At 73.5% G+C, this 22,138-nt stretch carries 18 protein-coding genes and 1 pseudogene; 8 read left to right on the top strand and 11 right to left on the bottom strand.

The window, feature by feature from the left end:
- Window positions 1-142 precede the first annotated feature (142 nt).
- Together ACFYYT_RS14185 and ACFYYT_RS14180 are read left to right on the top strand one after the other, a co-directional pair.
- Window positions 143-913 (top strand): class I SAM-dependent methyltransferase, encoded by a 771-nt coding sequence (locus tag ACFYYT_RS14185; protein WP_351831867.1) that lies wholly within the window; start codon window positions 143-145, stop codon window positions 911-913.
- Window positions 910-1,482, top strand: coding sequence for a hypothetical protein (locus tag ACFYYT_RS14180; protein WP_388607960.1), 573 nt, complete (start codon window positions 910-912; stop codon window positions 1,480-1,482). The genes ACFYYT_RS14185 and ACFYYT_RS14180 overlap by 4 nt, the downstream gene beginning before the upstream one ends.
- Window positions 1,483-1,877: 395 nt before the next feature.
- On the opposite strand, the gene treY is transcribed toward ACFYYT_RS14180, so the two are convergent.
- Window positions 1,878-4,133, bottom strand: a complete 2,256-nt coding sequence (gene treY, locus ACFYYT_RS14175) for a malto-oligosyltrehalose synthase (protein ID WP_351831288.1) — start codon at window positions 4,131-4,133, stop codon at window positions 1,878-1,880.
- Window positions 4,134-4,215: 82 nt separating this feature from the next.
- On the opposite strand from treY, the gene ACFYYT_RS14170 reads away from it, so the two are divergent.
- Window positions 4,216-5,523 (top strand): MFS transporter, encoded by a 1,308-nt coding sequence (locus ACFYYT_RS14170; RefSeq protein WP_351831291.1) that lies wholly within the window; start codon window positions 4,216-4,218, stop codon window positions 5,521-5,523.
- On the opposite strand, the gene glgX is transcribed toward ACFYYT_RS14170, so the two are convergent.
- The gene (gene glgX / locus ACFYYT_RS14165; RefSeq protein ID WP_351831294.1) at window positions 5,508-7,622 is read right to left on the bottom strand and encodes a glycogen debranching protein GlgX; all 2,115 of its coding nucleotides are present in this window, start codon (window positions 7,620-7,622) and stop codon (window positions 5,508-5,510) included. The two genes, ACFYYT_RS14170 and glgX, sit on opposite strands and share 16 nt — an antisense overlap.
- 296 nt (window positions 7,623-7,918) lie before the next feature.
- On the opposite strand from glgX, the gene ACFYYT_RS14160 reads away from it, so the two are divergent.
- Entirely contained in the window at window positions 7,919-9,178 is a 1,260-nt protein-coding gene (locus ACFYYT_RS14160; protein ID WP_351831297.1) for an SAV2148 family HEPN domain-containing protein, read from the top strand.
- Between the two features lie 199 nt (window positions 9,179-9,377).
- Entirely contained in the window at window positions 9,378-10,091 is a 714-nt protein-coding gene (locus ACFYYT_RS14155) for a 3'-5' exonuclease (protein ID WP_351831580.1), read from the top strand.
- A 31-nt stretch (window positions 10,092-10,122) separates the two neighbouring features.
- On the opposite strand, the gene ACFYYT_RS14150 is transcribed toward ACFYYT_RS14155, so the two are convergent.
- The gene (locus tag ACFYYT_RS14150) at window positions 10,123-10,974 is read right to left on the bottom strand and encodes an aminoglycoside phosphotransferase family protein (RefSeq protein WP_351831582.1); all 852 of its coding nucleotides are present in this window, start codon (window positions 10,972-10,974) and stop codon (window positions 10,123-10,125) included.
- A 116-nt stretch (window positions 10,975-11,090) separates the two neighbouring features.
- On the opposite strand from ACFYYT_RS14150, the pseudogene mgt reads away from it, so the two are divergent.
- Window positions 11,091-12,355: pseudogene (mgt, locus tag ACFYYT_RS14145) on the top strand (macrolide-inactivating glycosyltransferase).
- The gene (locus ACFYYT_RS14140; RefSeq protein WP_351831588.1) at window positions 12,352-12,918 is read left to right on the top strand and encodes a DUF1697 domain-containing protein; all 567 of its coding nucleotides are present in this window, start codon (window positions 12,352-12,354) and stop codon (window positions 12,916-12,918) included. Before mgt ends, ACFYYT_RS14140 begins: the two are co-directional and overlap by 4 nt.
- Before the next feature lie 8 nt (window positions 12,919-12,926).
- Here the strand turns inward: ACFYYT_RS14140 and ACFYYT_RS14135 are convergent, their stop codons facing one another.
- Window positions 12,927-14,585, bottom strand: a complete 1,659-nt coding sequence (locus ACFYYT_RS14135) for an amidohydrolase family protein (protein ID WP_388607953.1) — start codon at window positions 14,583-14,585, stop codon at window positions 12,927-12,929.
- Between the two features lie 60 nt (window positions 14,586-14,645).
- The gene (locus ACFYYT_RS14130; RefSeq protein ID WP_351831367.1) at window positions 14,646-15,494 is read right to left on the bottom strand and encodes an aldo/keto reductase; all 849 of its coding nucleotides are present in this window, start codon (window positions 15,492-15,494) and stop codon (window positions 14,646-14,648) included.
- A 44-nt stretch (window positions 15,495-15,538) separates the two neighbouring features.
- Here ACFYYT_RS14130 and ACFYYT_RS14125 point away from each other — a divergent pair, with 44 nt between their 5' ends.
- Window positions 15,539-16,540 (top strand): 2-dehydropantoate 2-reductase N-terminal domain-containing protein, encoded by a 1,002-nt coding sequence (locus ACFYYT_RS14125; protein ID WP_351831369.1) that lies wholly within the window; start codon window positions 15,539-15,541, stop codon window positions 16,538-16,540.
- A gap of 36 nt (window positions 16,541-16,576) precedes the next feature.
- On the opposite strand, the gene ACFYYT_RS14120 is transcribed toward ACFYYT_RS14125, so the two are convergent.
- The 6 genes from ACFYYT_RS14120 to ACFYYT_RS14095 form a co-directional block, all read right to left on the bottom strand.
- Window positions 16,577-17,350, bottom strand: a complete 774-nt coding sequence (locus tag ACFYYT_RS14120; RefSeq protein WP_351831371.1) for a sirohydrochlorin chelatase — start codon at window positions 17,348-17,350, stop codon at window positions 16,577-16,579.
- Window positions 17,351-17,359: 9 nt separating this feature from the next.
- Window positions 17,360-18,256 carry an ABC transporter permease gene (locus ACFYYT_RS14115; protein WP_351831374.1) on the bottom strand — a complete coding sequence of 299 codons (897 nt, stop codon included), beginning with the start codon at window positions 18,254-18,256 and terminating at the stop codon, window positions 17,360-17,362.
- Window positions 18,243-19,037, bottom strand: coding sequence for an ABC transporter ATP-binding protein (locus ACFYYT_RS14110; RefSeq protein WP_351831377.1), 795 nt, complete (start codon window positions 19,035-19,037; stop codon window positions 18,243-18,245). The genes ACFYYT_RS14115 and ACFYYT_RS14110 overlap by 14 nt, the downstream gene beginning before the upstream one ends.
- Window positions 19,038-19,071: 34 nt before the next feature.
- The gene (locus ACFYYT_RS14105; protein ID WP_351831379.1) at window positions 19,072-20,205 is read right to left on the bottom strand and encodes an aliphatic sulfonate ABC transporter substrate-binding protein; all 1,134 of its coding nucleotides are present in this window, start codon (window positions 20,203-20,205) and stop codon (window positions 19,072-19,074) included.
- A 215-nt stretch (window positions 20,206-20,420) separates the two neighbouring features.
- On the bottom strand, window positions 20,421-21,770 hold the full coding sequence (locus ACFYYT_RS14100) for a sulfate adenylyltransferase subunit 1 (protein WP_388607948.1): 1,350 nt from the start codon (window positions 21,768-21,770) through the stop codon (window positions 20,421-20,423).
- 2 nt (window positions 21,771-21,772) lie between these two features.
- Window positions 21,773-22,138 (bottom strand): phosphoadenosine phosphosulfate reductase family protein (locus ACFYYT_RS14095; protein WP_388607945.1); only part of this gene is annotated, 366 nt, incomplete at its 5' end.

The raw sequence follows: 22,138 nt of genomic DNA, 5'->3' as shown, positions 1-22,138 counted from the left end.
ATCCGACCTGATCACCGCCACGGACCCGCGCAGCGGTGCGCGTCTGCCCGTGCGGCGGGGCGAGGTGGTGCGCCGGCTCCGGGAGGCTGGGGATGGGCGGGGCGCCCGTATCGTTGCCGGGCTGCCCGCTGACCGGCAAGACGTGCTCGATCCGCACGCCGTGGACCGGCTCATGATCAGCGTGCACACCGAGCTTCAGCGGCTCAGCGAAGAGCTGCGGATCGGGGAACGGCTCGTCCATGTGCTCGGTCCGCTCTTCGAGGCCGTGCGTGCGACGGCTCCCGGACGGTTGCGGCTGGTCGACGTCGGTTCCGGGCTCGGGTACGCCGTGCGCTGGCTCGCGGCCCACGGCTCGCTCGGGCCGGACGTCGAGCTCGTCGGGGTGGACCTGGACGGGGCACTGGTCGGCGAAGCCGACCGGCTGGCCCGGGCCGAGGGCCTGGACTGCCGTTTCGTCCACGGGAACGCCTTCGACCTCCCGGAGGCGGCCACCGTGTACATCTCCACGGGGGTCCTGCACCACTTCCGGGGGGCCGACCTCGCCGAGTTCTTCCGGGCCCAGGCCGCCTCGCCCGCGCTCGCCTTCTGCCACTTCGACATCGCCGCCACCCGGCTGGCACCCGTCGGGGCCTGGGTCTTCCACCGGGCGCGGATGCGCCATCCGCTCGGCCGTCACGACGGGGTCGCCTCGGCCCGCCGGGCGCACACGGACGAAACCCTGCTGGACGCGGCGGCCGCCCCGGGGATACGCCCACTGCTCTACGAACCCAAGGGACTGGCCAACCCCTTCTGCACCACCCTGCGCCCGGTCATCGGCATCCGGCCCGAGCTGGAGGCCCCGCTGCGCCGGGCGATGGGCCGGGCCGCGCGCCGGCTCGTCGGCCCCGAGCAGCTCTCCGGAGCCGCACGGTGACCCCGCAGACCCTCGCCGTCGTGCTCTGCGCCCTGGGCCTGGTGGACTCGGCGTTCAGCGGCTTCCGCGCCTTCGCCGGCCGTGACGCCAGGATCCGTAAGCACCGTGCCGTCGTACGGGCCTCCCTGCGCGGCCTGGCCGTCGGCGGCGCACTCCTGCTCGCCCCCGCGGTCACCGCCGGGGCCGTCCTGCTGGCCGCCTCCGACCGCGACCGGACGTACGCGGCCCTTGCCGACGGCGGCACCGGGTTCCTGCTCCCCCTCGCCTGCTACGCCACGGCCGTGTTGCTGTCGCTCGCCGCGTACTTCGTACTGCCGTTCCGCGCCAGCACCCTGGCCATGGTGGCCGGGCTGGGCCCCCTGACCCTGCTGCGGCCCCTCGTCGTCGCCGTCGCCTGCGCCGGCACCCTCGCCCACGGCGGCGGCCTGCCCGCCCTCCTGGTGGGCGTGGCCGCAGGCATCGCCGTGCTGTGCGTCGAACCCCTCGTACACCGCCGCTGGTACGCCACCCCCGAGGGCAGGGACCAGCCCCAGACGGCCGGCGGACGCCATACCGAGAGAAGCGCGTAGCGATCCGATGCGCCGAAAGTCCCGGTTGGTTGTCCTGGTCGCTGTCTGGTGTGGTCTGCCCGCCCCAGGCCCCGAATGTGTTCTGGGAGGGCCGGATGGCGGGCCCACCCAGGCCTTATGGGAAGGGGTTTGGCGTCCCTGACGAGGACAGGACAGGCTCACTGCCCCGTGAACGTTCTTTTGGGGGTTTCCCGGCAGTCTTCGTTTTTCCGTGGCGGGACGGTCGGTCAAGGGTGGCCGAAGGCCATCGCGAAGCGACGCGACGAAGGAGCGCCCTTGAGGGACCGGCCCGACGCGGAAGGACGATGAGACTGACGGGAGACCACCAAACCCTCCCTGATCCCGCCCAGCGAAGACCCCGTCCCCCCCACCCCCCGACCCACCCCCCCACCCCCCTACTCCCCCCGCACCAGCGCCACCGCCGGTCCCGCCGTCAGCAGTTCCGCCAAGGGCACCCGTCCCTCGTACGGGGTGTCGCGTGACGCGCCCGCCCCCCACGCCGGGTGCCAGTGCCCCGGGGGGAGGTGCAGGGCGGTGTCCCGCCAGCCGCCCGAGAGGTGCAGGCGGTGGGACAGGCGGGTGGCGACCGCCAGCAGGCCGGGGGACCGGGTGAAGGCCACGCAGTGGGCGGCCGCCGGGCCGTGGGCCGTCAGGGGGGCGTAGCCGGTGAACAGCGCGGGCCGGGAGCGGCGCAGCCGGAGCAGGGCGGCCGTCAGGGCGAGCTTCTCCGCCGCGAGGCCGTGCGGGGCGGCGCCCGCGTCGAGGGCGGCCAGGGCCTCGCGCGGGAACTGCGCCGGGCGGCGGTTGTCCGGGTCCACCAGCGCCCGGTACTCGGTCTCCGAGCCCTGGTAGACCTCCGGAACCCCCGGCATCGTCAGGTGCAGCAGGGTCATGCCGAGGATGTTGGCCCGGGCCGCCTGCGCCAGGTCCGGCGGCAGTGCGACCGCCTCGTCGGGCACCAGCTTCGTGATCCCGGCCTCGTACTCCTCGTCGGGGTCGGTCCACGAGGTGCTCAGTCCCGCCTCCCGGGCGGCCTTCAGCAAGGCCGCCGCCAGCCGGGACTCCCGCTCGGGGACGTCTCCGAGGCCGAGGGCGCTCTGCCGTGCCGTCCACCCCAGCCGGGGGTCGTCGCCCGGCACCGGGCCCATCGCCTCCGGGGCCTGCGAGAGCACCGCGATCCGCGCCCGTACGTCCGCGCTGCGCTTGGTGTCGTGCGTGGACAGCACCGTCCCCGAGGCGGGCCAGTCCCGCTCCAGGGCGGTGCAGTAGGCGTGGAACTCCGTGACCGGCACCGCCGGGTCCTGCGGCGCTCCGCCGACCTCGGTGGCCGACAGCAGCGGGGCCCAGCGGTAGAAGGCGCGGTCCTCCAGGGACTTGGCGCGCAGCGCGGCCGAGGTCTGGGCGAAGCGGGCTCCGAAGGCCGGGTCCCGCAGCACGAGTTCGCGTACGGCGTCCACCCCGGGGGTGCCCGTCGCGGCTTCGGCCACCTCGCCTCCCGGGTAGGGCCGGTAGACGGGGTAGTCGATGAGCAACTCACGTACAGCGGTGCCCAGTTCAGGTCCCGCCATCCGTTCCAGGATGGCCAGTTCGGCGGCCAGGTCGACGGTCAGCACCTCCCGGGCGGCCGTTTCGGCCGTCTCCTCCCAGGGGGGCATGCCGGTGGCGGCCGCGTGGGTGCGGGCGAGCTCGGCCGCACCCGCCGGGTCGGTGAACAGTCCGTCGACGCGGTGCAGCGCGTCGTACCCGGTGGTGCCGGCCACCGGCCAGGCGGGGGAGAGCCGTTCCTGGCGGTCGAGGATCTTCTCCACCACCACCCAGCAGCGCCCGCCCACGGCCGACCGCAGCCGCCGCAGGTACCCCTCGGGGTCCGCGAGCCCGTCGACGTGGTCGATCCGCAGTCCCGCCAGCACCCCGTCCCGTACCAGCTCCAGCACCTTCGCGTGGGTGGCTTCGAAGACGGCCGGGTCCTCCACCCGGACCCCGATGAGGTCCGAAATGGTGAAGAAGCGGCGGTAGTTGAGGGAGGTCCTGGCCTCGCGCCAGCAGGCCGGCCGGTACCACTGGGCGGCCAGCAGCTCCGGCAGCGGCAGTCCGGCCGTCCCGGCCCGCAGCGGGAACTCCCGCTCCTCGTACCGCAGCACCTCCCCGTCGACGCGGTATCCGGCGGGGTCGGGCGGCTCGCCGAGGACCGGGAGCAGCAGTTGTCCGCCGCCCGCCTCCCAGTCGATGTCGAACCAGCGGGCGTACGCGGAGCGGGGCCCCTCCCGCAGCACCTCCCACAGGGGCCGGTTGAGCCGCAGCGGGTCGGGCACCGCCATGTGGTTCGGCACGATGTCGAGGACGAGCCCGAGTCCGTGCGCCGCCGCGGTGGCGGCCAGGTCGCGCAGTCCGGCCTCGCCGCCCAGCTCGGCGCGGACCCGGGCGTGGTCGGTGACGTCGTAGCCGTGCGTCGAGCCCGGCACCGCCTCCAGGGCGGGGGAGAGGTGCAGGTGTGAGACGCCGAGCGAGGCGAGGTAGGGTACGGCGGCCCGGGCCGCGGCGAACGGGAACTCGGGCCGCAGCTGGAGCCGGTAGGTCGACGTGGGGACGACGGGCTCCGGAACCTCGGGTTCCGGGGGTTCCGGGTGACTGCTTGAATACTGCAGGGTCATGAGAACGTACGTACCCAGCCCACGCGATTCCGTGCCATTACCCAATGCATCCGGGTGACTCCGCAGGGTTAGTGTCGATCAAGTGGTTGGAACCGTCAACACCTATCGCAAAGTCATCGCCCTGACCGGGCCCCTACTCCCGCTCGTCTCCTTCCTCGCCCGACTGCCCGTCGCCATGTCCCAGTTCGGCAGCGTTCTGCTGGTCGCCGAGACCAGTGGCTCCCTCGCCACCGCGGGCATCGTCGGCGGCACCCTCTCGGCGGGCCAGGTGCTCTTCGGGCCCGTCCTCGGCCGGCTCGCCGACCGGCACGGGCAACGGCCCGTCGTCCTGGCCGCGGCGGCCGTCAACGCCGTAGCCACCGCCGCCCTCGTCGCCGGCGCCCTCGGGGGCCTGGCGACCTTCCCGCTCGCCGCGATCGGGGCCGTGACCGGTGCGTCCGTCCCGCTGATCGGGCCGCTCGCCCGGACCCGCTCCGTCGCGCTCGCGCACCGCGCGAAGTCCGACGAGGGCGTCGTGGGGGCCGTCCACTCGCTGGAGGGCACCCTCGACGAGATCTCGTTCGTCTTCGGTCCGGCCCTCGTGGGCCTCGCCGCTCTCATCGCCCATCCGGCCGTCGCCCTCGGGGGCGCCGCCGCGCTGGTCGTCGTGTTCGGCACGGCCTTCGCCCTGCACCCGACGGCCGCCGTCACCGCCCGCTCGCCCGCCCGGGCGCGCGGCGCCGGGCCGCGGGCCCGCCATCCCCGGGTGGTGCACGCCGTCCGCGGCTCCCTCGCCCTCCAGGGCGCCATGTTCGGCGCCTGCCAGGCCGGGATCGCCTCGCTCACCGCGCACTTGGGGGTGCCGGGCCAGGCCGGGATCGTGTACGCGGCGATGGGCGTGGTCAGCGCCGCCGTGGGGCTGGCGCTCGGCGCGCTGCCCGCCCGCTTCGGGCTGCGGCTGCGCTGGCGGGTGGCCACCGGCGCGGCCCTGGTGCTCTCGGTGCCCCTGCTGTTCACGGAGACCCTGTGGCCGCTGTACGCCGTCGTCACCGTCCTCGGCGCCGCCTACGCCCCACACCTGATCACCGCCTTCGCGCTGACCGAGCGCGTCGTGGAGCCCGCCCGGCTCGCCGAGGCGATGGCCTTCGCGGCGAGCTCCCTGGTGGCCGGCCAGGCCGTCGCGCTGGCCGTCTCGGGGCGGCTCGCGGAGGCCCACGGTCCGGCGGGCGCCTTCGCGGTGGCGGTGGGGGCGGCGGCGCTGAGCCTGACCCTGGCGCTGGTCACCCGGGTACCGGCGGGCCGTACGCCGGTCAAGCCCTTCATCCCGGCCCAGCAGACCGCCGCCCAGCAAGCCGCCGCCCAGCAGACCGCCGCCCAGCAGGCCCCCACCAGCCCCTACGCGGGCCGCTGAAGCACCACCAGACACCGTCCCGTCAGCGCCACCCGGTCCCCGGCCGCGAACTGCGGTCCGGTGCCGGGTGGCAGTACGTCCGCCCGCGCGGTGTCCACGACCAGCCGCCAGCGCGCCCCGTGCCCCGCCGGGATGGTGAAGTCCTGCGGTTCGGCGCCCGCGTTGAACATCAGCAGGAACGAGTCGTCCGTGATCCGCTCCCCCCGCGCGCCCGGCTCGGAGATCGCCTCGCCGTTGAGGAACACGGTCAGCGCCCGCGCGTGCTGCGCCTGCCAGTCCCGGGCCCGCATCTCCTCCCCGTGCGGGGTGAACCAGGCGATGTCCGACAGCTCGTCGTGCGTGCCCTCCACCGGCCGGCCGTGGAAGAACCGGCGCCGCCGGAACACCGGGTGGTCACGGCGCAGCCAGACCATCCGCCGGGTGAACTCCAGCAGCCCGGGCGCGGGTTTGCCGGGTTCCGGCCAGGTCACCCACGACAGCTCGTTGTCCTGGCAGTACGCGTTGTTGTTGCCGCCCTGCGAGCGCGCGAACTCGTCGCCGTGACTGAGCATCGGCACCCCCTGCGACAGCATCAGGGTGGCGATGAAGTTGCGCATCTGGCGCTCGCGCAGCTCCTGGATCTCCGGGTCCTCGGTGGGTCCCTCGATCCCGCAGTTCCAGGAGCGGTTGTGGGTCTCGCCGTCCCGGTTGCCCTCCCGGTTGGCCTCGTTGTGCTTCTCGTCGTAGGAGACGAGGTCGTTGAGGGTGAATCCGTCGTGGCAGGTGGTGAAGTTGATGGAGGCCAGCGGACGCCGTCCGTCGTCCTGGTACAGGTCGGAGGAGCCCGTCAGCCGGCCCGCGAACTCCGCGAGCGTGCGCGGCTGGCCGCGCCACAGGTCCCGTACGGTGTCGCGGTACTTGCCGTTCCACTCGGTCCACAGCGGCGGGAAGTTGCCCACCTGGTAGCCGCCCTCGCCCAGGTCCCAGGGCTCCGCGATCAGCTTCACCTGGCTGACCACCGGGTCCTGCTGCACCAGGTCGAAGAACGAGGACAGCCGGTCGACCTCGTGGAACTGCCGGGCCAGGGTGGCCGCGAGGTCGAAGCGGAAGCCGTCCACGTGCATCTCGGTGACCCAGTAGCGCAGCGAGTCCATGATCAGCTGGAGGACGTGCGGGGACCGCATGAGCAGCGAGTTCCCGGTGCCGGTGGTGTCCATGTAGTGCCGGGGGTCGTCGGCGAGCCGGTAGTACGAGGCGTTGTCCAGCCCGCGGAAGGACAGGGTCGGCCCCAGGTGGTTGCCCTCGGCGGTGTGGTTGTAGACCACGTCCAGGATCACCTCGATCCCGGCTTCGTGCAGGGCCCGCACCGCCGACTTGAACTCCAGCACCTGCTCTCCCCGGTCTCCCGAGGCGTAGCCGTTGTGCGGGGCGAAGAAGCCGATGGTGTTGTAGCCCCAGTAGTTGCTCAGCCCGTCGTTGACCAGGCGGTGGTCGTTCACGAACTGGTGCACCGGCATCAGCTCCAGCGCCGTCACCCCGAGCTTGGTGAGGTGCCCGATCACCGCCGGGTGCGCGAGCGCCCCGTAGGTGCCCCGCAGTTCCTCGGGGAGCTCCGGATGACGCATGGTCAGGCCCTTGACGTGGGCCTCGTAGAGCACGGTGTGGTGGTACTCGTGCCGCGGCGGGCGGTCGTTGGCCCAGTCGAAGTACGGATTGACGACGACCGAACTCATCGTGTGCGGAGCCGAGTCGAGGTCGTTGCGCGAGTCGGGCCGGCCGAAGTGGTAGCCGTAGACCTGCTCGCCCCAGTCGACCTTGCCGCTGATGGCCCGGGCGTACGGGTCCAGCAACAGCTTCGCCGCGTTGCAGCGCAGCCCGCGCTCGGGCTCGTAGGGGCCGTGCACGCGGAATCCGTAGCGCTGGCCCGGCATCACCCCGGGCAGGTAGGCGTGGCGCACGAAGGCGTCCGTCTCGCGCAGTTCGACGGCGGTCTCCGAGCCGTCGTCGTGCAGGAGGCACAGCTCGATGCGCCGCGCGGCCTCGGAGTACACCGCGAAGTTGGTTCCGGCGCCGTCGTACGTGGCACCCAGGGGATACGCCTGTCCCGGCCAGACCTGCATAGCTAACGACTCTTCCCATCCTGGTCCGGCTGATCCGGTGTCGAACGCGTCACTGCCAGATCTTCCCCGAAAGAGGGTCCGCACGCGTGGACTTGGGATGAGCCTGACGGGTGACCCGCAAACCGGACGGTCGGGTCAACCGACTGTCGGGGCATCACATAATGGGTCGGCGGACGGCCGGACCTGGGGCCACGGGGTCACCAGGGGGCCGCTTCGGGCTGCGTCGGGCCGTGTGCGCGGAGTACCCTTCCGTGATCACTGGAGACGGGCGTCCAGACGCAGAAGGCGGTGCACGGGTGAGCTCGGGAGGTCTGGAGCTGCCCCCTGGTGACAGCGGTCACGAGGGTGGCCCGGCGGACGGCCCAGGGGGCGGCGCGGGTGCGATGGCCGCCGGGGCGGTGTCTCTGGCCCCGCCGGCGGCCGGGGACGCGCGGGCCGGTGCCGAGCTGGACTGGGGCGCGGACGCGTGGAGCGAGGTCCGTACGCGGGCCCAGCGCGCGGGCCGCGCGTACATCTGGCTGAACCTCATCGAGCAGCGGCTGCGGTCGGTCGTCGGGGCGGTGCTGCGGCCCGTCTACGAGCCGGTGCACGGCGGCGACGACTGGGTGGTGGCGGCCGCGGGGCCGGCCGGTCAGGAATGGGTGCAGCGGGCGGTGGCCGTGCGCGAGGTCAGCCGGCGCAAGGGCTACCTCCTGGACCCGGCCGACGACAACGTGCTGAGCTTCCTGACGCTGCCGCAGCTGCGGGAGCTGATGGTCCAGCACTGGCCCTGCTTCGAGCCGTACTTCGACGACCGGCGCGAGATCGAGCTGGCCCTGGACGAACTGGAGGTCACCCGCAACGTGGTCTCCCGCAACCGGGCGCTGTCGCGGCCGGTGCTGGAGCAGGCCGAGCGGGCCTCGGCGCGGCTGCTGGAGGTGCTGGGCGCCGGGGCGGGCAGTCCCGCCGCGGACCGGCTGCCGATCGACGCGGTGGAGGACCTGGTCGGGGACCGGTACGCGGACGTGATCTCGGTGCACCCGGACCGGGTGCGGCTCCAGCGGATGCTGCCGGCCGAGGACCTGTTCGGGGGGGCGCGCCGGCTCGACGCCATCGGCATAGGCCTGAACCTGCTGGTGCAGAACTTCTCGGGGCGAAGACTGGTCCGGCTGACGGAGTCGGGCTGCCGGGTGCGGCTGCTGTTCCTGAACCCGGCGAGCAGTGCGGTCAAGCGGCGCGAGCGCGAGCTGGGGCTGCGCAAGGGCGAGCTGAGCCGGTCGGTGGAGATGAACATCCTGCACGTGCGGCGGGTACGGGCGGGGCTGAGGGACCCTTCGCGGTTCGACATCCACGTCTTCGACGAGACCCCGCGCTTCACCGCCTACCTGGTGGAGGGGGAGACGTCGGGGATCGCGGTGGTGCAGTCCTACCTGCGGCGGGCCCGCGGGATGGAGGCGCCGGTGCTGGTCCTGCGCGGGGGCGGCCGGGGGGTGGCGAAGGACGCCGACCACGGGCTGTTCCCGACGTACCGGGAGGAGTTCGAGTCGGTGTGGGAGGACTCCCGGCCGGTGTCGTGAGGGTCCCGGGGCGGGGCCCCGGACCCGTCGGGCGCGGCCGCCGGGCGGCCGCGCGGGCCCCGGCGGCGGGTGTGTCAGTGGCGCGTGGCAGGCTGAAACGCGTTGACCGATACACGGGGGAGGGGCGCGTCATGGAGGCGTGGCAGGGGGGAACGCGGGCCCGCTCGGGTCCGGGGGCGCCGGGCGCGGGGGGTTCGCGATGAGCTGGATCAGCGGACCGCTGGCCGCGTTCGACCTGGAGACCACGGGTACGGATGTCGAGACGGACCGCATCGTCACGGCGGCGGTCGTCCGGCTGGATCCGGACGGCGCGGTCTCGCGCGAGCGGACCTGGCTGCTCGATCCCGGGGTGGAGATACCGGAACAGGCCTCGGCGATCCACGGCATCTCGACGGAGCACGCCCGGGCGCACGGGGTGCCGGCCGCCGAGGCCGTCGACGAGATCGCCCGGGCCGTGGCGGACGGGCTGGGCGCCGGCCGGCCGCTGGTGGTGATGAACGCGCGCTACGACCTGTCGCTGCTCGACCGCGAGTGCCGGCGCCACGGGGTGGCGTCGCTCAGCGAGCGGCTGGGCGGGGTGCCGTCGCCGGTCATCGATCCGCTGGTGATCGACAAGCACGTGGACAAGTACCGCAAGGGCAAGCGGGCCCTGCACGCCCTGTGCGCCCACTACGGGGTCTCCCTCGACGACGCGCACGACGCCCGGGCGGACGCCGTGGCCGCCGCCCGGGTGGTGCGCAGCCTGGGGGAGCGGCACCGGCCCGTCGCCCGGATGCCGCTGGCGGAGCTGCACGCCCTCCAGGTCCGCGCGGCGGCCGAGCAGTCGGTCTCCCTCCAGGCCTACCTGCGGCGCACCACCGACCCGGCGGCGGTCGTGGAGCCGTCCTGGCCCCTCATACCCCGCCCCCGCTGACCGGCGGCGGGGGCAGTGGCGGGGAGCCGCCCTAGAACGGGTGCCAGCGGGTCTCGGTGTCCCCTTCGCGCAGGGAGGTGACGCGGCGGCGGAACTCGGCCAGGGCCTTGGGGTTGGCGGGGGCGTGCTGGGAGACCCAGGCGCAGCTGGCCGTCTCGCGGGCGCCGCGCAGTACGGCGCAGCCCTGCCACTCCCGTACGTCCCATCCGTACGCGGCGGTGAAGGAGTCGTAGGCCTCGGCGGGGAGCCCGTAGCGGTCGCGGGACAGGGCCATCACGACCAGGTCGTGCTCCCGCAGGTCCGCCGATACGGTCTCCAGGTCGACCAGCACCGGCCCGTCCGGGCCGACGTGGACGTTGCGGGGCAGGGCGTCGCCGTGGATGGCGCCCGGGGGCAGGTGCGGGGTGAGGGCGGCGACCTCGTCGGCGTAGGCGTCGCGCCGGGCCCGCAGATAGGCCGCGTCCTCGGGGTCGACGGCCCCGCCGGCCAGCCGGAGCCAGCGCTCGACCCCGCCGAGGAGGTCCCGGGCGGGCAGCGCGAACGGCGGTGCGGGCAGGGCGTGCAGCGGGCGGAGCAGGGCGGCGAGGTCGGCGGGGCCCGCGGGGCGGACCGCTTCGGGCAGCCGGTGCCACAGGGTCAGCGGGTGGCCGTCCACCAGCCGGGCCTGCGGTTCGGCCGCGCGCACCGCGGGGATCCCGGCCGCGGAGAGCCAGCCGGCGACGGCCAGTTCCCGCTCGGCCCGCTCCAGCAGCCCGGCCTCGCGGCCCACCTTGGCGACCAGGCCGGCGACGGCGAAGACGGCGTTCTCGCCGAAGGAGAGCAGCTCGGCCGGCCCGGTGAGCCCCGCCCGCGTCAGTACGTCCCTGGCCCGTGCCTCGTCCATGCCCGTCGTCCCGCCCTCTCGTGCGCCGGCCGCCGTGCGCCGTGCGCGTGCGACCGCCCGGGAGCCCGTTCTCCCGCGCGTTGCCGGAAAGTCTCGCATTCCCGGAGGCGGCCGGAATTCCGTTGCACGAGACGTATCGTCTCGTTATGGTGGCGCCATGACACCGCACCGGCCCGCCCACATCGCCATGTTCTCGATCGCCGCCGCAGGCCATGTGAACCCGAGCATCGAAGTGATCCGGGAACTCGTCGCCCGAGGGCACCGCGTGAGCTACGCCATCCCGGCCGGCTACGCCGGGAAGGTCGCCGAGACCGGCGCCACCCCGGTGATCTGGAACTCCACCCTCCCCACCGACGACGACCCCGACGCCTGGGGCACCGAACTCATCGACCACATCGAGCCCTTCCTCGCCGACGCGATCCAGGCGCTGCCCCAGCTCGCGGCCGCCTTCGAGGGGAACGAGCCCGACCTGGTGCTGCACGACATCACCGCCTACCCGGCGATCGTCCTCGCCCGCCGCTGGGGAGTCCCGGCGATCTCCCTTTCGCCCAACTACGTCGCCTGGACCGGCTACGAGGAGGAGGTCGCAGCCCCCATGACCGCCGCACTGCACGCCTGCGAACGCGGCAGGGCGTACTACGCCCGCTTCCGGGCCTGGCTGCGGGACAACGGCATCGACGAAGACCCCGACGCCTTCGTCGGGCGCCCGCCGCGCAGCCTCGCCTTGATCCCGCGCGCCCTCCAGCCCCACGCCGACCGGGTCGACGAGTCGGTGTACACCTTCGTCGGAACCTGCCGGGACGCCGGCGCCGCCCCCGGGACCTGGCGCAGGCCCGGGGCCGCCGAGGGCAGGAAGCTCCTGCTCGTCTCCCTCGGCTCCACCTTCACCAAACAGCCCGCCTTCTACCGGGCCTGCGTCGAGGCCTTCGGGAACCTCCCCGACTGGTACGTGGTCCTGCAGATCGGCAAGTTCACCGACGAGGCCGCACTGGGGGAGGTGCCCGACAACATCGAGGTCCACCGCTGGGTCCCGCAGCTGGACATCCTGCGCGAGGCGGACGCCTTCGTCACCCACGCGGGCGCGGGAGGCAGCGCCGAGGGTCTCGCCACCGCCACCCCCATGGTCGCCGTCCCCCAGGCCGTCGACCAGTTCGCCAACGCCGACGTACTGGCCTCCCTCGGCGTGGCCCGCCACCTCCCGATGGAGCGGGCCGACGCCACGGCCCTGCGCGAAGCCGTCCTCGCCCTGCTGGCCGACCCCGGCGTCGCCGAACGCGCCGAGGCCCTGCGCGCCCGGTCGGCAGCCGAGGGCGGCACGCGCCGGGCCGCCGACCTCATCGAGGCGGCACTGTCAGAGCCTCCCCTTAAGGTGCGCCCATGACGAAGAAGCCCCCTGTGAAGAAATACGCGGCGCTGCTGCGCGGCATCAACGTCGGCGGGAACAAGAAGGTCCCGATGGCGGAGCTGCGCACGCTGATGGAAGGCCTGGGGTACGGGGACGTCCGGACCCATCTGCAGAGCGGCAATGCCGTCTTCGCCTCCGGCGAGGGCGACCCGGACGTCCTCGCCCGGGCGCTGGAGGCCGCCATCGAGGCGCACTTCGGCTTCCGGGTGCCCTGCCTGGTCGTCGACGGGGACCACCTGAGGGCCGTCGCCGAGGCCTGCCCCTTCCCGGCCGCCGAACTGGAGGGCAGGCAGCTCCACGCGACCTTCTTCTCCGCGCAGCCGGGCCCGGAGCGCTTCGCCGCCCTCGACGCCGCCGCGTTCCTCCCGGAGGAGTACCGGCTGGGCGACCGCGTCCTCTACCTGTACGCGCCCGACGGCCTGGGCCGCTCCAAACTGGCCGAAGCGCTCGCCCGGCCGGCCGTGGTCAAGGGTCTGGACGTCACCACCCGCAACTGGAACACCGTCGTCAAGCTGGTCGAGCTGACCGCCACCCCGTAGCGCACCGCTCACCGCTCCCCGTAGTAGCCCGGCAGCTCCCGCAGATAGGGCGGGAGGTTCGGGTTGGCCAGCAGACGGGCGGTCCAGTCGGGGTCCTCTGCCGTGGTCAGGGGGCTCAGCGGGGTCCTTTCGAAGGGCAGGCCCAGCCGGCAGCGCAGGACGCGCGCCACGTCCTGCGGCGTCAGCGCGCCCGCCGGGGCGCCGCCCGGACAGCTCGACAGCTCGGCGCGGATGCGCTCCACCGAGGCCGGTTTCGCCCGCACCCGCTCCAGCAGGAACCGCGGGTCCATGTCCAGCGCGCGCTGGAGGCGGTCCCGGGTCTCGGCCAGGGACATGGGCGGCAGGGCCGTGCCGGGACAGTCCGTCGCGATCACCTTGGTGCGGCCGGAGGCGAACCGGGCCGCCGCTTCGGTGCCGGCGGCGGGACGGGCCCGCGCCATGAGCGGCCCGTCCCCGTAGAGCATCTCGCCGCCCACGGACACCAGCCGCACGTTCTCCTCGGTCGCCCCGATCAGATTGCGGTACGGGTCGCCGCCACGGTCGTCCACGACCACCAGGTCGGAGACGTAGCCCGGCGCGATCCGGCCCGCCCGGCGCTCCCAGCCCATCGCCCGGGCCGGGTTCCGCGTCACCGACTCCACCAGCTCGCGGTCGCTGAACAGCCCTTTCAGCGCGTGCCGGTTGACCAGATCGGCCACCTTCAGCTCCCCCAGGACGGACTTGCTCCCCGAGGGGGCCCAGTCGGCGCCCAGGCTGATGCCGAGTCCGGCCGCCTTCGCGGCGGCCACGTCGGCGGTCCTCCCGTAGAGGAGGAGGTTCGACAGCGGCGACCAGACGAGCGAGGCACCGCGCCGGGCCATGTCCGCCAGCTGGTCCGGGGTGAGCGCCACCCCGTGCACGGCGACGAAATGGGGGCCCACGAGCCCGCTGCGCCGGACGGCCTCGTACTCCTGCGACATCCGCGGACCCGTCCCCTCGGCCAGGTGCAGGATCAGCACGCCGCTGCGACCCGCCCGCGCCAGCTCCGCCCATTCGGGCGCGTCCCGGCCGAGGTCCACACGGCTGACGGCCCGGCGCGGACCGACCCGCGAGGTCTCCACGTTGCGGACCAGGCAGCCGGGGGCGCTGCTCGGCAGCGCCGGATCGGCGCCCTGTACGGAAGTGGTGCCGCCCGCCAGCGCCTTGTACTCGCCGTACCGGCTCATCTCCGTACCGAGGTCGTAGAAGCCGGGATCGCCCAGGACGAACGCGGAGCGGGTGATGCGCCGGTCCTGCTCGTCGTCGTAGTACCGCCAGGCGTACCGGTCGGCGTAGGCCCCGCGGACCGGCATCAGGGGGTAGACGGAGTGACCGGGATGATTGTGCAGGTCGATCATCCCGGGATAGATGACGCCACCGGTCTCGACGACCCGGGCGGACCTCGCGCCCGCCGGCAGCGGCCGGCCCGCCTCCGCCACCGCCTCGATGCGGCCCGAGCGGATCCACAGCCGGGCGCCCGGCCACACGTGGCCCGCGTCGTCCATCGTCACCACCGTGCCGGAGAGCACCACTCCGGGGCCCCTCCCGGCGGACGGCGCGGCGGCCGGCGCCGAGGCCGGGCCGAGGGCGGCCGCGGCGCACACGGCGCCCGCGGCGAGCAGGACGGCAAGGGCACTGCTGCGGCTCACGGCGCCTCCGGTTCCGCCTCGGACGTCCCACGGGGGCGAAGGCCCCGCAGGCCCGGCAGCCTAATGGGCCAGCGCGTCCAGCAGGGCCAGTTCCGGACCGGTCAGCCGCAGCGAGGCCGCCGCCAGGTTCTGCGCCAGATGCGCGGGGGAGCCGGTGCCCGGCGTCGGGCACAGCACCGGGGAGTGGTGCAGCAGCCAGGCCAGCGCGACCTGCCCCGGGCTCGCGCCGTGCGCCGCCGCCACCGCGGCCACCGCGCCCGCGCCCTCCCGGGCCAGCGCCCCGCTGCCCAGCGGGTAGTACGGCAGGAAGGCGATCCCGCGCGCCTCGCAGAGGGCCAGCACCTCGGCGGAGGACCGATCCAGCAGGTTGTACGGGTTCTGCACCGAGGCCACCGGCACCGACTCCAGTGCCCGCAGCAGCTGGGCCGCGCTCACCGTGTCCAGACCGATGTGCCGGATCTTGCCCTCCTCCCGCAACCGCGCCAGCTCGCCCAGCTGTTCGGCCTCCGGGACCGCCGGATCGAAACGGTGCAGCTGGTAGAGACCGATCCGCTCCACGCGCAGCCGCCGCAGGCTCGCCTCGCACATCCGGCGCAGGTCCTCGGGCCGGCCCGCCGCGTGCCACTCGTCCGGCCCGGTGCGCACCACCCCGCCCTTGGTCGCCACCACGAGCCGCTCCCCGTACGGGTGGAGGGCCTCGGCGATCAGCTCCTCGGCCAGGCCGGGCCCGTAGTTGTCGGCGGTGTCGATCAGCGTCACCCCCTGCTCGACGGCCGAGCGCAGCAGGGCCACCGCCTCGGCGCGGCTGCCGCGCGGACCCCAGTAACCCGGTCCGACCAGCCCGCCCGTACCGAATCCGAGGCGGCCCGGCGGCAGGTCCCCGCCCAGCGGGAAAGCGGCGTTCGTCATGGGCCGACGGTACCCCCGGGACCACGGTGTGCCAGGCTCGGGGCATGCGTTACATCATCATCGGCGCCGGAGCGATCGGCGCGACCATCGGCGGACGCCTCGCCGCATCGGGCCGGGAGGCCGTCCTCGTCGCCCGCGGCGCCCACGCCGAGGCGCTGCGGGCGGACGGGCTGCGGCTCACCACCGCCGATGGCACCCACGTCCACCGGCTCCCGGTGGTCACCGGACCGGCGGAACTGGGCGAACTGCGCCCCGACGACGTGCTGCTGCTCACCGTGAAGACCCAGGACGCCATCGCCGCGCTCGACGCGTGGGGCGACGCCGAGGTCGCCGGCGGCGGCACGGCGGCCCAGCGCCTGCCGCTGCTGTGCGCGCAGAACGGCGTGGAGAGCGAACGGCTGGCCCTGCGGCGCTTCGCGCGCGTGTACGGGGTCTGCGTCTGGCTGCCCGCGACCTTCCTGGAGCCCGGCACGGTCTCGGCGCTGTGCGCCCCGCTGACCGGCATCCTGCACCTGGGCAAGGCCGCCGGGGGCACCGACCGGCGGATCGCGGAGGTCGCCGCCGACCTGGAGAAGGCGGGGTTCGGGGCGCCGGTCGTCGACGACGTGATGCGCTGGAAGTACGCGAAGCTGCTCGGGAACCTGGGCAACGCCATCCAGGCGACCACCGGCCCCGACCCGGACCCGGCGAAGGCGGCCCTCCTGCTGAGGGCGGTCCGCGAGGGCGAGGCGGTCCTCGGGGCGGCGGGCACCCCCTACGCCTCGGCCGCGGAACAGTCGGCGGCCCGCGACGGCAAGGTCGTCCAGCCGGAGGGCGTACGCGGCGGCTCCTCGTGGCAGAGCCTGGCGCGCGGCACGGGATCGGTGGAGGCCGACTACCTCAACGGGGAGGTCTGCCTGCTGGGCCGGCTGCACGGGGTCGCGACCCCCGTCAACGACGTACTGCGGCAGGCGGCGAACATCTTCGCCCGCGAGGGCCTGCCGCCGGGCGCGATGTCGATCGCCGACCTGACGGCCCTGGCCGACGAGGCGGCCGCCCGAAGCTGAGCCGTCGGGCCGTCGGGCCGTCGGACCGTCGGGCCGTCAGGCCGTCAGGGCCGGGAGGGTCGGGGCCGCGGCGGCGGCCGTGTCGTAGCGGCGCAGCAGCAGCCGGGCGAGTTCCGGGGCGGCGCCGAGGACTTCGGCGACCACGTCCGCGCCGGACTCGGCGGCGCCGGCGGCGATGCGGTCCGGGAGCCGGCCGGGGGCGATGACGTACGGGGCCACCGCCACCCGCCGGACGCCCTCGGCGCGCAGGGCCCGTACGGCGTCCTCCGTACGGGAGAACCCCGTGGGCGAGGTGCCGGAGGCGAACGCGGGCCGCACGGCGCACCAACCGGTGTGCCGCCACTCCCGCGCGATTTCAGCGATCACCGCGATCGCCTCCGGGTCGGAGGATCCGGCGGACGCGAGCACCACACCGGTGCGCGCGCGGTCCGCCGGGGTGAGGCCGAGACCGGCCTCACCGAGGCGCCGCTCCAGGGCGGTCACCAGCAGCGGTGACGGGCCGAGGACGGCGGCCACCCGCACCGAGAGTCCGCTCAGGCGGCCGGTGGCCTCGGAGAGCACCGCCGGGATGTCCGCCTTGGCGTGGAAGGCGCGGGTCAGGAGCAGCGGCAGGGCCACCACCTCCCGTACGCCGGACAGGTACAGGGAGGCCAGGGCCTGCGAGACGGTCGGCCCGTTGAAGTCGAGGAAGGCGGTCTCGGCCCGCAGTCCGGGCCGCAGCGACCGGGCCCGCCCGACGAGGGCGTGCACGGTCGCCGCGTGCCGCGGATCGCGGCTGCCGTGGGCGATGACGAGGAGTGCGCGGGACACGGAACCGGCTCAGCTCTTGACCAGCAGGCCGCGGCTGCGCAGCACCCACCGCTCGACCGGGCTGAAGACCAGCAGGTCGATGGCGATGCCGACCACGAGGATCAGCAGGATCGCGAGGAACACGCCGGGCAGGTCGATGTTGTTGCGGCCGTTCTCCAGCAGCTGGCCGAGGCCCAGGCCCAGGTCGGGGGAGCTGGCGATGATCTCGGCGGCCATCAGGGAGCGCCAGGAGAAGGCCCAGCCCTGCTTGAGGCCGGCCAGGTAGCCGGGGAGGGCGGCGGGCATGACCACGTGCCGGGCGCCGCTCAGTCCGGTGGCGCCGAGGGTACGGCCGGCCCGCAGGAACAGCGGCGGGATCTGGTCGATGCCGGAGACGAGGCCGTTGGCGATCGAGGGGACGGCGCCCAGCAGGATCACCGTGTACATCATGGCGTCGTTGAGCCCGAACCACAGGACCGCCGGGGGCACCCAGGCCACCGAGGGCAGGGACTGGAGGCCCTGGAGGATGGGGCCGATCGCGGCGCGGACGAACTTGACGCGGGCGACGAGCAGGCCGAGCGGGGTGCCGATGGCCAGGGCCAGCAGGAAGCCCAGCAGGCCCCGGGAGACGCTGGTCCAGATCACGTCGAGCAGGGTGCCCTTGAGCCACATGCCGGTCAGGCTGTCCCACACCGCGGACGGTGCGGGCAGCTTCGTCTCGTCGGTGACCTTCGCTGCGACCAGTACCTGCCAGACCACCAGCACGAGGCCGACGGCGAGCAGCGGGGGCAGCACCTTCTTGGTGAAGACCTCGCGGAACGGGGTGCGGTGGGTCTGGACCGCGTCGAGGGCGTCGAGGCCCGCCTCCAGGCCGGCCAGGTCCTCGTGCTTGGCTCCGGCCTTCGTGGTGGTGTCAGTGCTGGCCATGGCGGCGGATCTCCCCACGCAGGTGTTCAGTGATCTCCAGGGACAGCTCCGCGACGTCCGCGTCCTCGATGCGGCGCGGCTGCGGGATGCCCACGGTCCATTCCTTCGCGACCCGGCCGGGGCGGGAGGAGAGCAGGACCACGCGCTGGGCGAGGCGGACGGCCTCGCGGACGTTGTGCGTGACGAAGAGGACCGACAGGCCGGTCTCCGCCCAGATGCGGGTGAGTTCGCCGTGCAGGACGTCGCGGGTGATGGCGTCGAGCGCCGCGAAGGGCTCGTCCATCAGCAGCAGGCGGCTGTCCTGGGCGAGGGCGCGGGCGAGGGCGACGCGCTGGCGCATGCCGCCGGACAGCTCGTGGACCCGCTTGCCGTAGGCGCCGCCGAGCCGGACCAGCTCCAGCAGCCGCTCGGCCTCGGGCCGGCGCTCCGCCTTGGCCACCCCGCGCAGGCGCAGGGCGAGTTCGATGTTCTTGCCCGCGGTCAGCCACGGGAACAGGGCGTGCTCCTGGAACATCAGGGCGGGGCGGCCGCCGGGGGTCTCGATGGACCCCGCGGACGGCTCGTCCAGTCCCGCGACCAGGTTCAGCAGCGTGGACTTCCCACACCCTGAGGCGCCCAGGATGGTGACGAACTCGCCGGGGGCGACATCGAGACTGATGTCGTCCAGGACGAGCTGCGATCCGGCCGGGCCGGAGAAGGACTTCGAGACGTGCTCGATGCGGGCTGCGTACGCGTGCTCCGCTACGGCGCCCTCGGCAGCCTCGGCGAACGTGGTGGCCATGGTCGTCACCTCCTGGGGTCGCTGAACTACGGGCTTACTTGGCGCCGAGACCGGCGTCGGAGACCTCGGGCTTGCCGGCGGCCTTCAGCACCTTGTTCAGGAGCGTCAGGTCGTAGATGCCGGCCAGGTCGGGCTGCTCGATGAGCTTGGCCTTGACCGCCCAGTCGGACTCCGTCTTCAGCGTGGAGGCCAGCGGGTCGTCGGTGACGAGGATCGACGGCCAGGCCGGGTCGATGACCTTCGCGTCGAGCGCCTTGCCGCTGTCCGCCGCCAGCTTGGCGTTGGCGGAGGCCTTCGCCTTGTCCGGGTTGGCGTTGATCCAGTCGTTGGTCTTCACCGTGCCCTTGAGCACGGCCTCGACCACGTCCGGGTGCTCCTTGAGGAACTTCTGCGACACGATGACGTTCGTGATCACGAACTTCTTGTCGGGCCACAGGGAGGTCTCGTCGAGGAGGACGGAGCCGCCGTCGGACACGAGCTTGGAGGCCGTGGGCTCCGGCACCCAGGCGCCGTCGATCGAGCCCTGCTTGAAGGCGTCCGGGGTGACCTTGTTGTCCGTACGGACGACGGAGACGTCACCCTTGCCGGACTCCGGGTCGACCTTCCAGCCCTTCTCGGCGATCCAGTTGAGGAACGCGACGTCCTGCGTGTTCCCCTTCTGCGGGGTGGCGATCTTCTTGCCCTTGAGGTCGTCCAGGGTCTTGATCTTGTCCGGGTTCACGACGAGCTTGACGCCGCCCGAGGCCGAGCCGGAGATGATCCGCAGGTTCTGGCCCTTGGACTTCACGTAGCCGTTGATCGAGGGGGAGGGACCGATGAAACCGATGTCGAGAGAGCCGCCGTTGAGGGCTTCGATCTCGGACGGACCGGCGTTGAAGGACTGCGGCTTGATCTTGGTGCCGTTCAGTTCCTTCTCGATCAGGCCCTCTTGCAGGCCGACCAGCGCGGTGGCGTGCGTCAGGTTCGGGAAGTACCCGATGCGGACCTCGGAGGCGGAGAGCTTCTTGGCGTCGGCGGCGGCGCCGGTCGCCGCGGTGTCCTTGGGCTCGTCCTTCTTGGCGTCGGAGCCGTAGCCGCAGGAGGCGAGGGCGCCGATCAGCAGCGGGAGCGCGGCGGCGGCGACGATGCCGCGGCGCAGGGTGGTGCGAGTGGTACCGGTGGCAGGCACGGGAGGACTTCCTCTCGTAGCGTCATGGGGTCATGACGCACGTCTTCGTCTGTGGAGCGGGGACAGGTACGGCGGGTGGGGGGTGAGGGCGCGCATGCGGTGCGCGTACGTCATCGCGCACATCGCGCCACCCCTCCCTGGCCGCTGCCGAGGGCGCCGCTGCCGACGCGGCCGCCCTCCTTCGCGAAGGTGGAGTAGATGTCGTGGACCATGGTCTAGAAGTCCCACCCTTCTTCATCTGCCTGGACGGAGCCCGCCGGGGGGCGGCCCTGCGAAACGAACGATTCGCCCGCCATGCCCGCCGCCAGGGTGGTGCCGTCTGCCGGGTCGATCAGCAGGAAGGACCCGGTGCGGCGCGAGTCGGCGTAGGCGTCGAGCGCGAGCGGCTCGGCGGTCCGTACGAGGACCCGGCCGATGTCGTTGGCGACCAGCTGCCCGGGGGCCGGGTGCTGGGAGAGGTCGTCCAGGGTCAGCCGCGAGGGGATCTCCTTGACGATCGCCTTGACCGTGCGGGTGGTGTGCTTGAGCAGCACCCGCGCGCCCACGGCCAGCGGCTGGTCGGCCACGTGGCAGACCGTCGCGACGACGTCCTGGGTGGTGGCCGGGGCGCTCGCGGACGGCGCGATCAGGTCGCCGCGCGAGATGTCGATGTCGTCCTTCAGGCGCAGCGTCACCGACTGCGGGGCCCAGGCGATGTCGACGCTCTCGCCGAGCGCGTCGATGCCCTCGATGACCGAGGTGCGGCCGGACGGCAGGACGGTGACGGCTTCGCCGACGCGCAGGACGCCGGAGGCGATCTGGCCGGCGTAGCCGCGGTAGTCGGGGTGCTCGGCGGTCTGCGGGCGGATCACGTACTGGACGGGGAAGCGCGCGGGGCAGGCCGTCAGGTCGTGGCTGACCGGGACCGTCTCCAGGTGCTCCAGCACCGTCGGGCCGCCGTACCAGTCCATGTTCGCGGAGGGCTCGACCACGTTGTCCCCGGCCAGGGCCGAGATCGGGATCGCGGTGATCTCCGGGACGCCGAGGTCCGAGGCGTAGGCGGTGAACTTCTGCGCGATCTTCGCGAAGACCTTCTCCTCGTAGCCGACGAGGTCCATCTTGTTGACGGCGAGGACGACGTGGGGGACGCGCAGGAGGGCGGCGACGGCGGCGTGGCGGCGGGTCTGTTCGATGACGCCGTTGCGGGCGTCGACGAGGACCACGGCGAGGTCGGCGGTGGAGGCGCCGGTGACCATGTTGCGGGTGTACTGCACGTGCCCGGGGGTGTCGGCCAGGATGAACCGGCGGCGGGCGGTGGCGAAGTAGCGGTAGGCCACGTCGATGGTGATGCCCTGTTCGCGCTCGGCGCGCAGGCCGTCGGTGAGGAGGGCGAGGTCGGGGGTGTCCTGGCCGCGCCGGGCGGAGACGGCCTCGACGGCTTCCAGCTGGTCCGTGAGGATCGACTTGGAGTCGTGCAGGAGCCGCCCGACGAGCGTGGACTTGCCGTCGTCGACGGAGCCGGCGGTCGCGAAGCGCAGCAGCGTGGTCGCCGACAGGTCGGCGAACTGCTCGGTGGTGGAGGTCATGGCTAGAAGTACCCTTCGCGCTTGCGGTCTTCCATCGCGGCCTCGGACATCTTGTCGTCGGCGCGGGTCGCGCCCCGCTCGGTGAGCCGGGAGGCGGCGATCTCGGTGATGACGGCGTCCAGCGTGGTGGCGTCGGAGTCGACGGCGCCGGTGCAGGACATGTCACCGACGGTGCGGTAGCGGATGAGACGCGTCTGCGTGGTCTCGTCCTTCTTCGGACCGCCCCATTCGCCGGCCGTCAGCCACATGCCGTTGCGCTGGAAGACCTCGCGCTCGTGGGCGAAGTAGATCTCCGGCAGTTCGATGTTCTCGCGGGCGATGTACTGCCACACGTCGAGCTCGGTCCAGTTGGAGAGCGGGAAGACGCG

The sequence above is a fragment of the Streptomyces sp. NPDC002032 genome (assembly GCF_042890765.1).
Lineage (GTDB): Bacteria > Actinomycetota > Actinomycetes > Streptomycetales > Streptomycetaceae > Streptomyces.
The sequence above is the reverse complement of the archived record's forward strand: the minus strand, read 5'-3'. Positions and strand labels throughout refer to the sequence as shown.

Coding starts and splice junctions, on each gene's coding strand:
- treY (WP_351831288.1), bottom strand. CDS start 4,133: ATGACCCTGCAGTATTCAAGCAGTCACCCGGAACCCCCGGAACCCGAG.
- glgX (WP_351831294.1), bottom strand. CDS start 7,622: ATGCAGGTCTGGCCGGGACAGGCGTATCCCCTGGGTGCCACGTACGAC.
- ACFYYT_RS14155 (WP_351831580.1), top strand. CDS start 9,378: ATGAGCTGGATCAGCGGACCGCTGGCCGCGTTCGACCTGGAGACCACG.
- ACFYYT_RS14150 (WP_351831582.1), bottom strand. CDS start 10,974: ATGGACGAGGCACGGGCCAGGGACGTACTGACGCGGGCGGGGCTCACC.
- ACFYYT_RS14140 (WP_351831588.1), top strand. CDS start 12,352: ATGACGAAGAAGCCCCCTGTGAAGAAATACGCGGCGCTGCTGCGCGGC.
- ACFYYT_RS14130 (WP_351831367.1), bottom strand. CDS start 15,494: ATGACGAACGCCGCTTTCCCGCTGGGCGGGGACCTGCCGCCGGGCCGC.
- ACFYYT_RS14125 (WP_351831369.1), top strand. CDS start 15,539: ATGCGTTACATCATCATCGGCGCCGGAGCGATCGGCGCGACCATCGGC.
- ACFYYT_RS14115 (WP_351831374.1), bottom strand. CDS start 18,256: ATGGCCAGCACTGACACCACCACGAAGGCCGGAGCCAAGCACGAGGAC.
- ACFYYT_RS14110 (WP_351831377.1), bottom strand. CDS start 19,037: ATGGCCACCACGTTCGCCGAGGCTGCCGAGGGCGCCGTAGCGGAGCAC.
- ACFYYT_RS14100 (WP_388607948.1), bottom strand. CDS start 21,770: ATGACCTCCACCACCGAGCAGTTCGCCGACCTGTCGGCGACCACGCTG.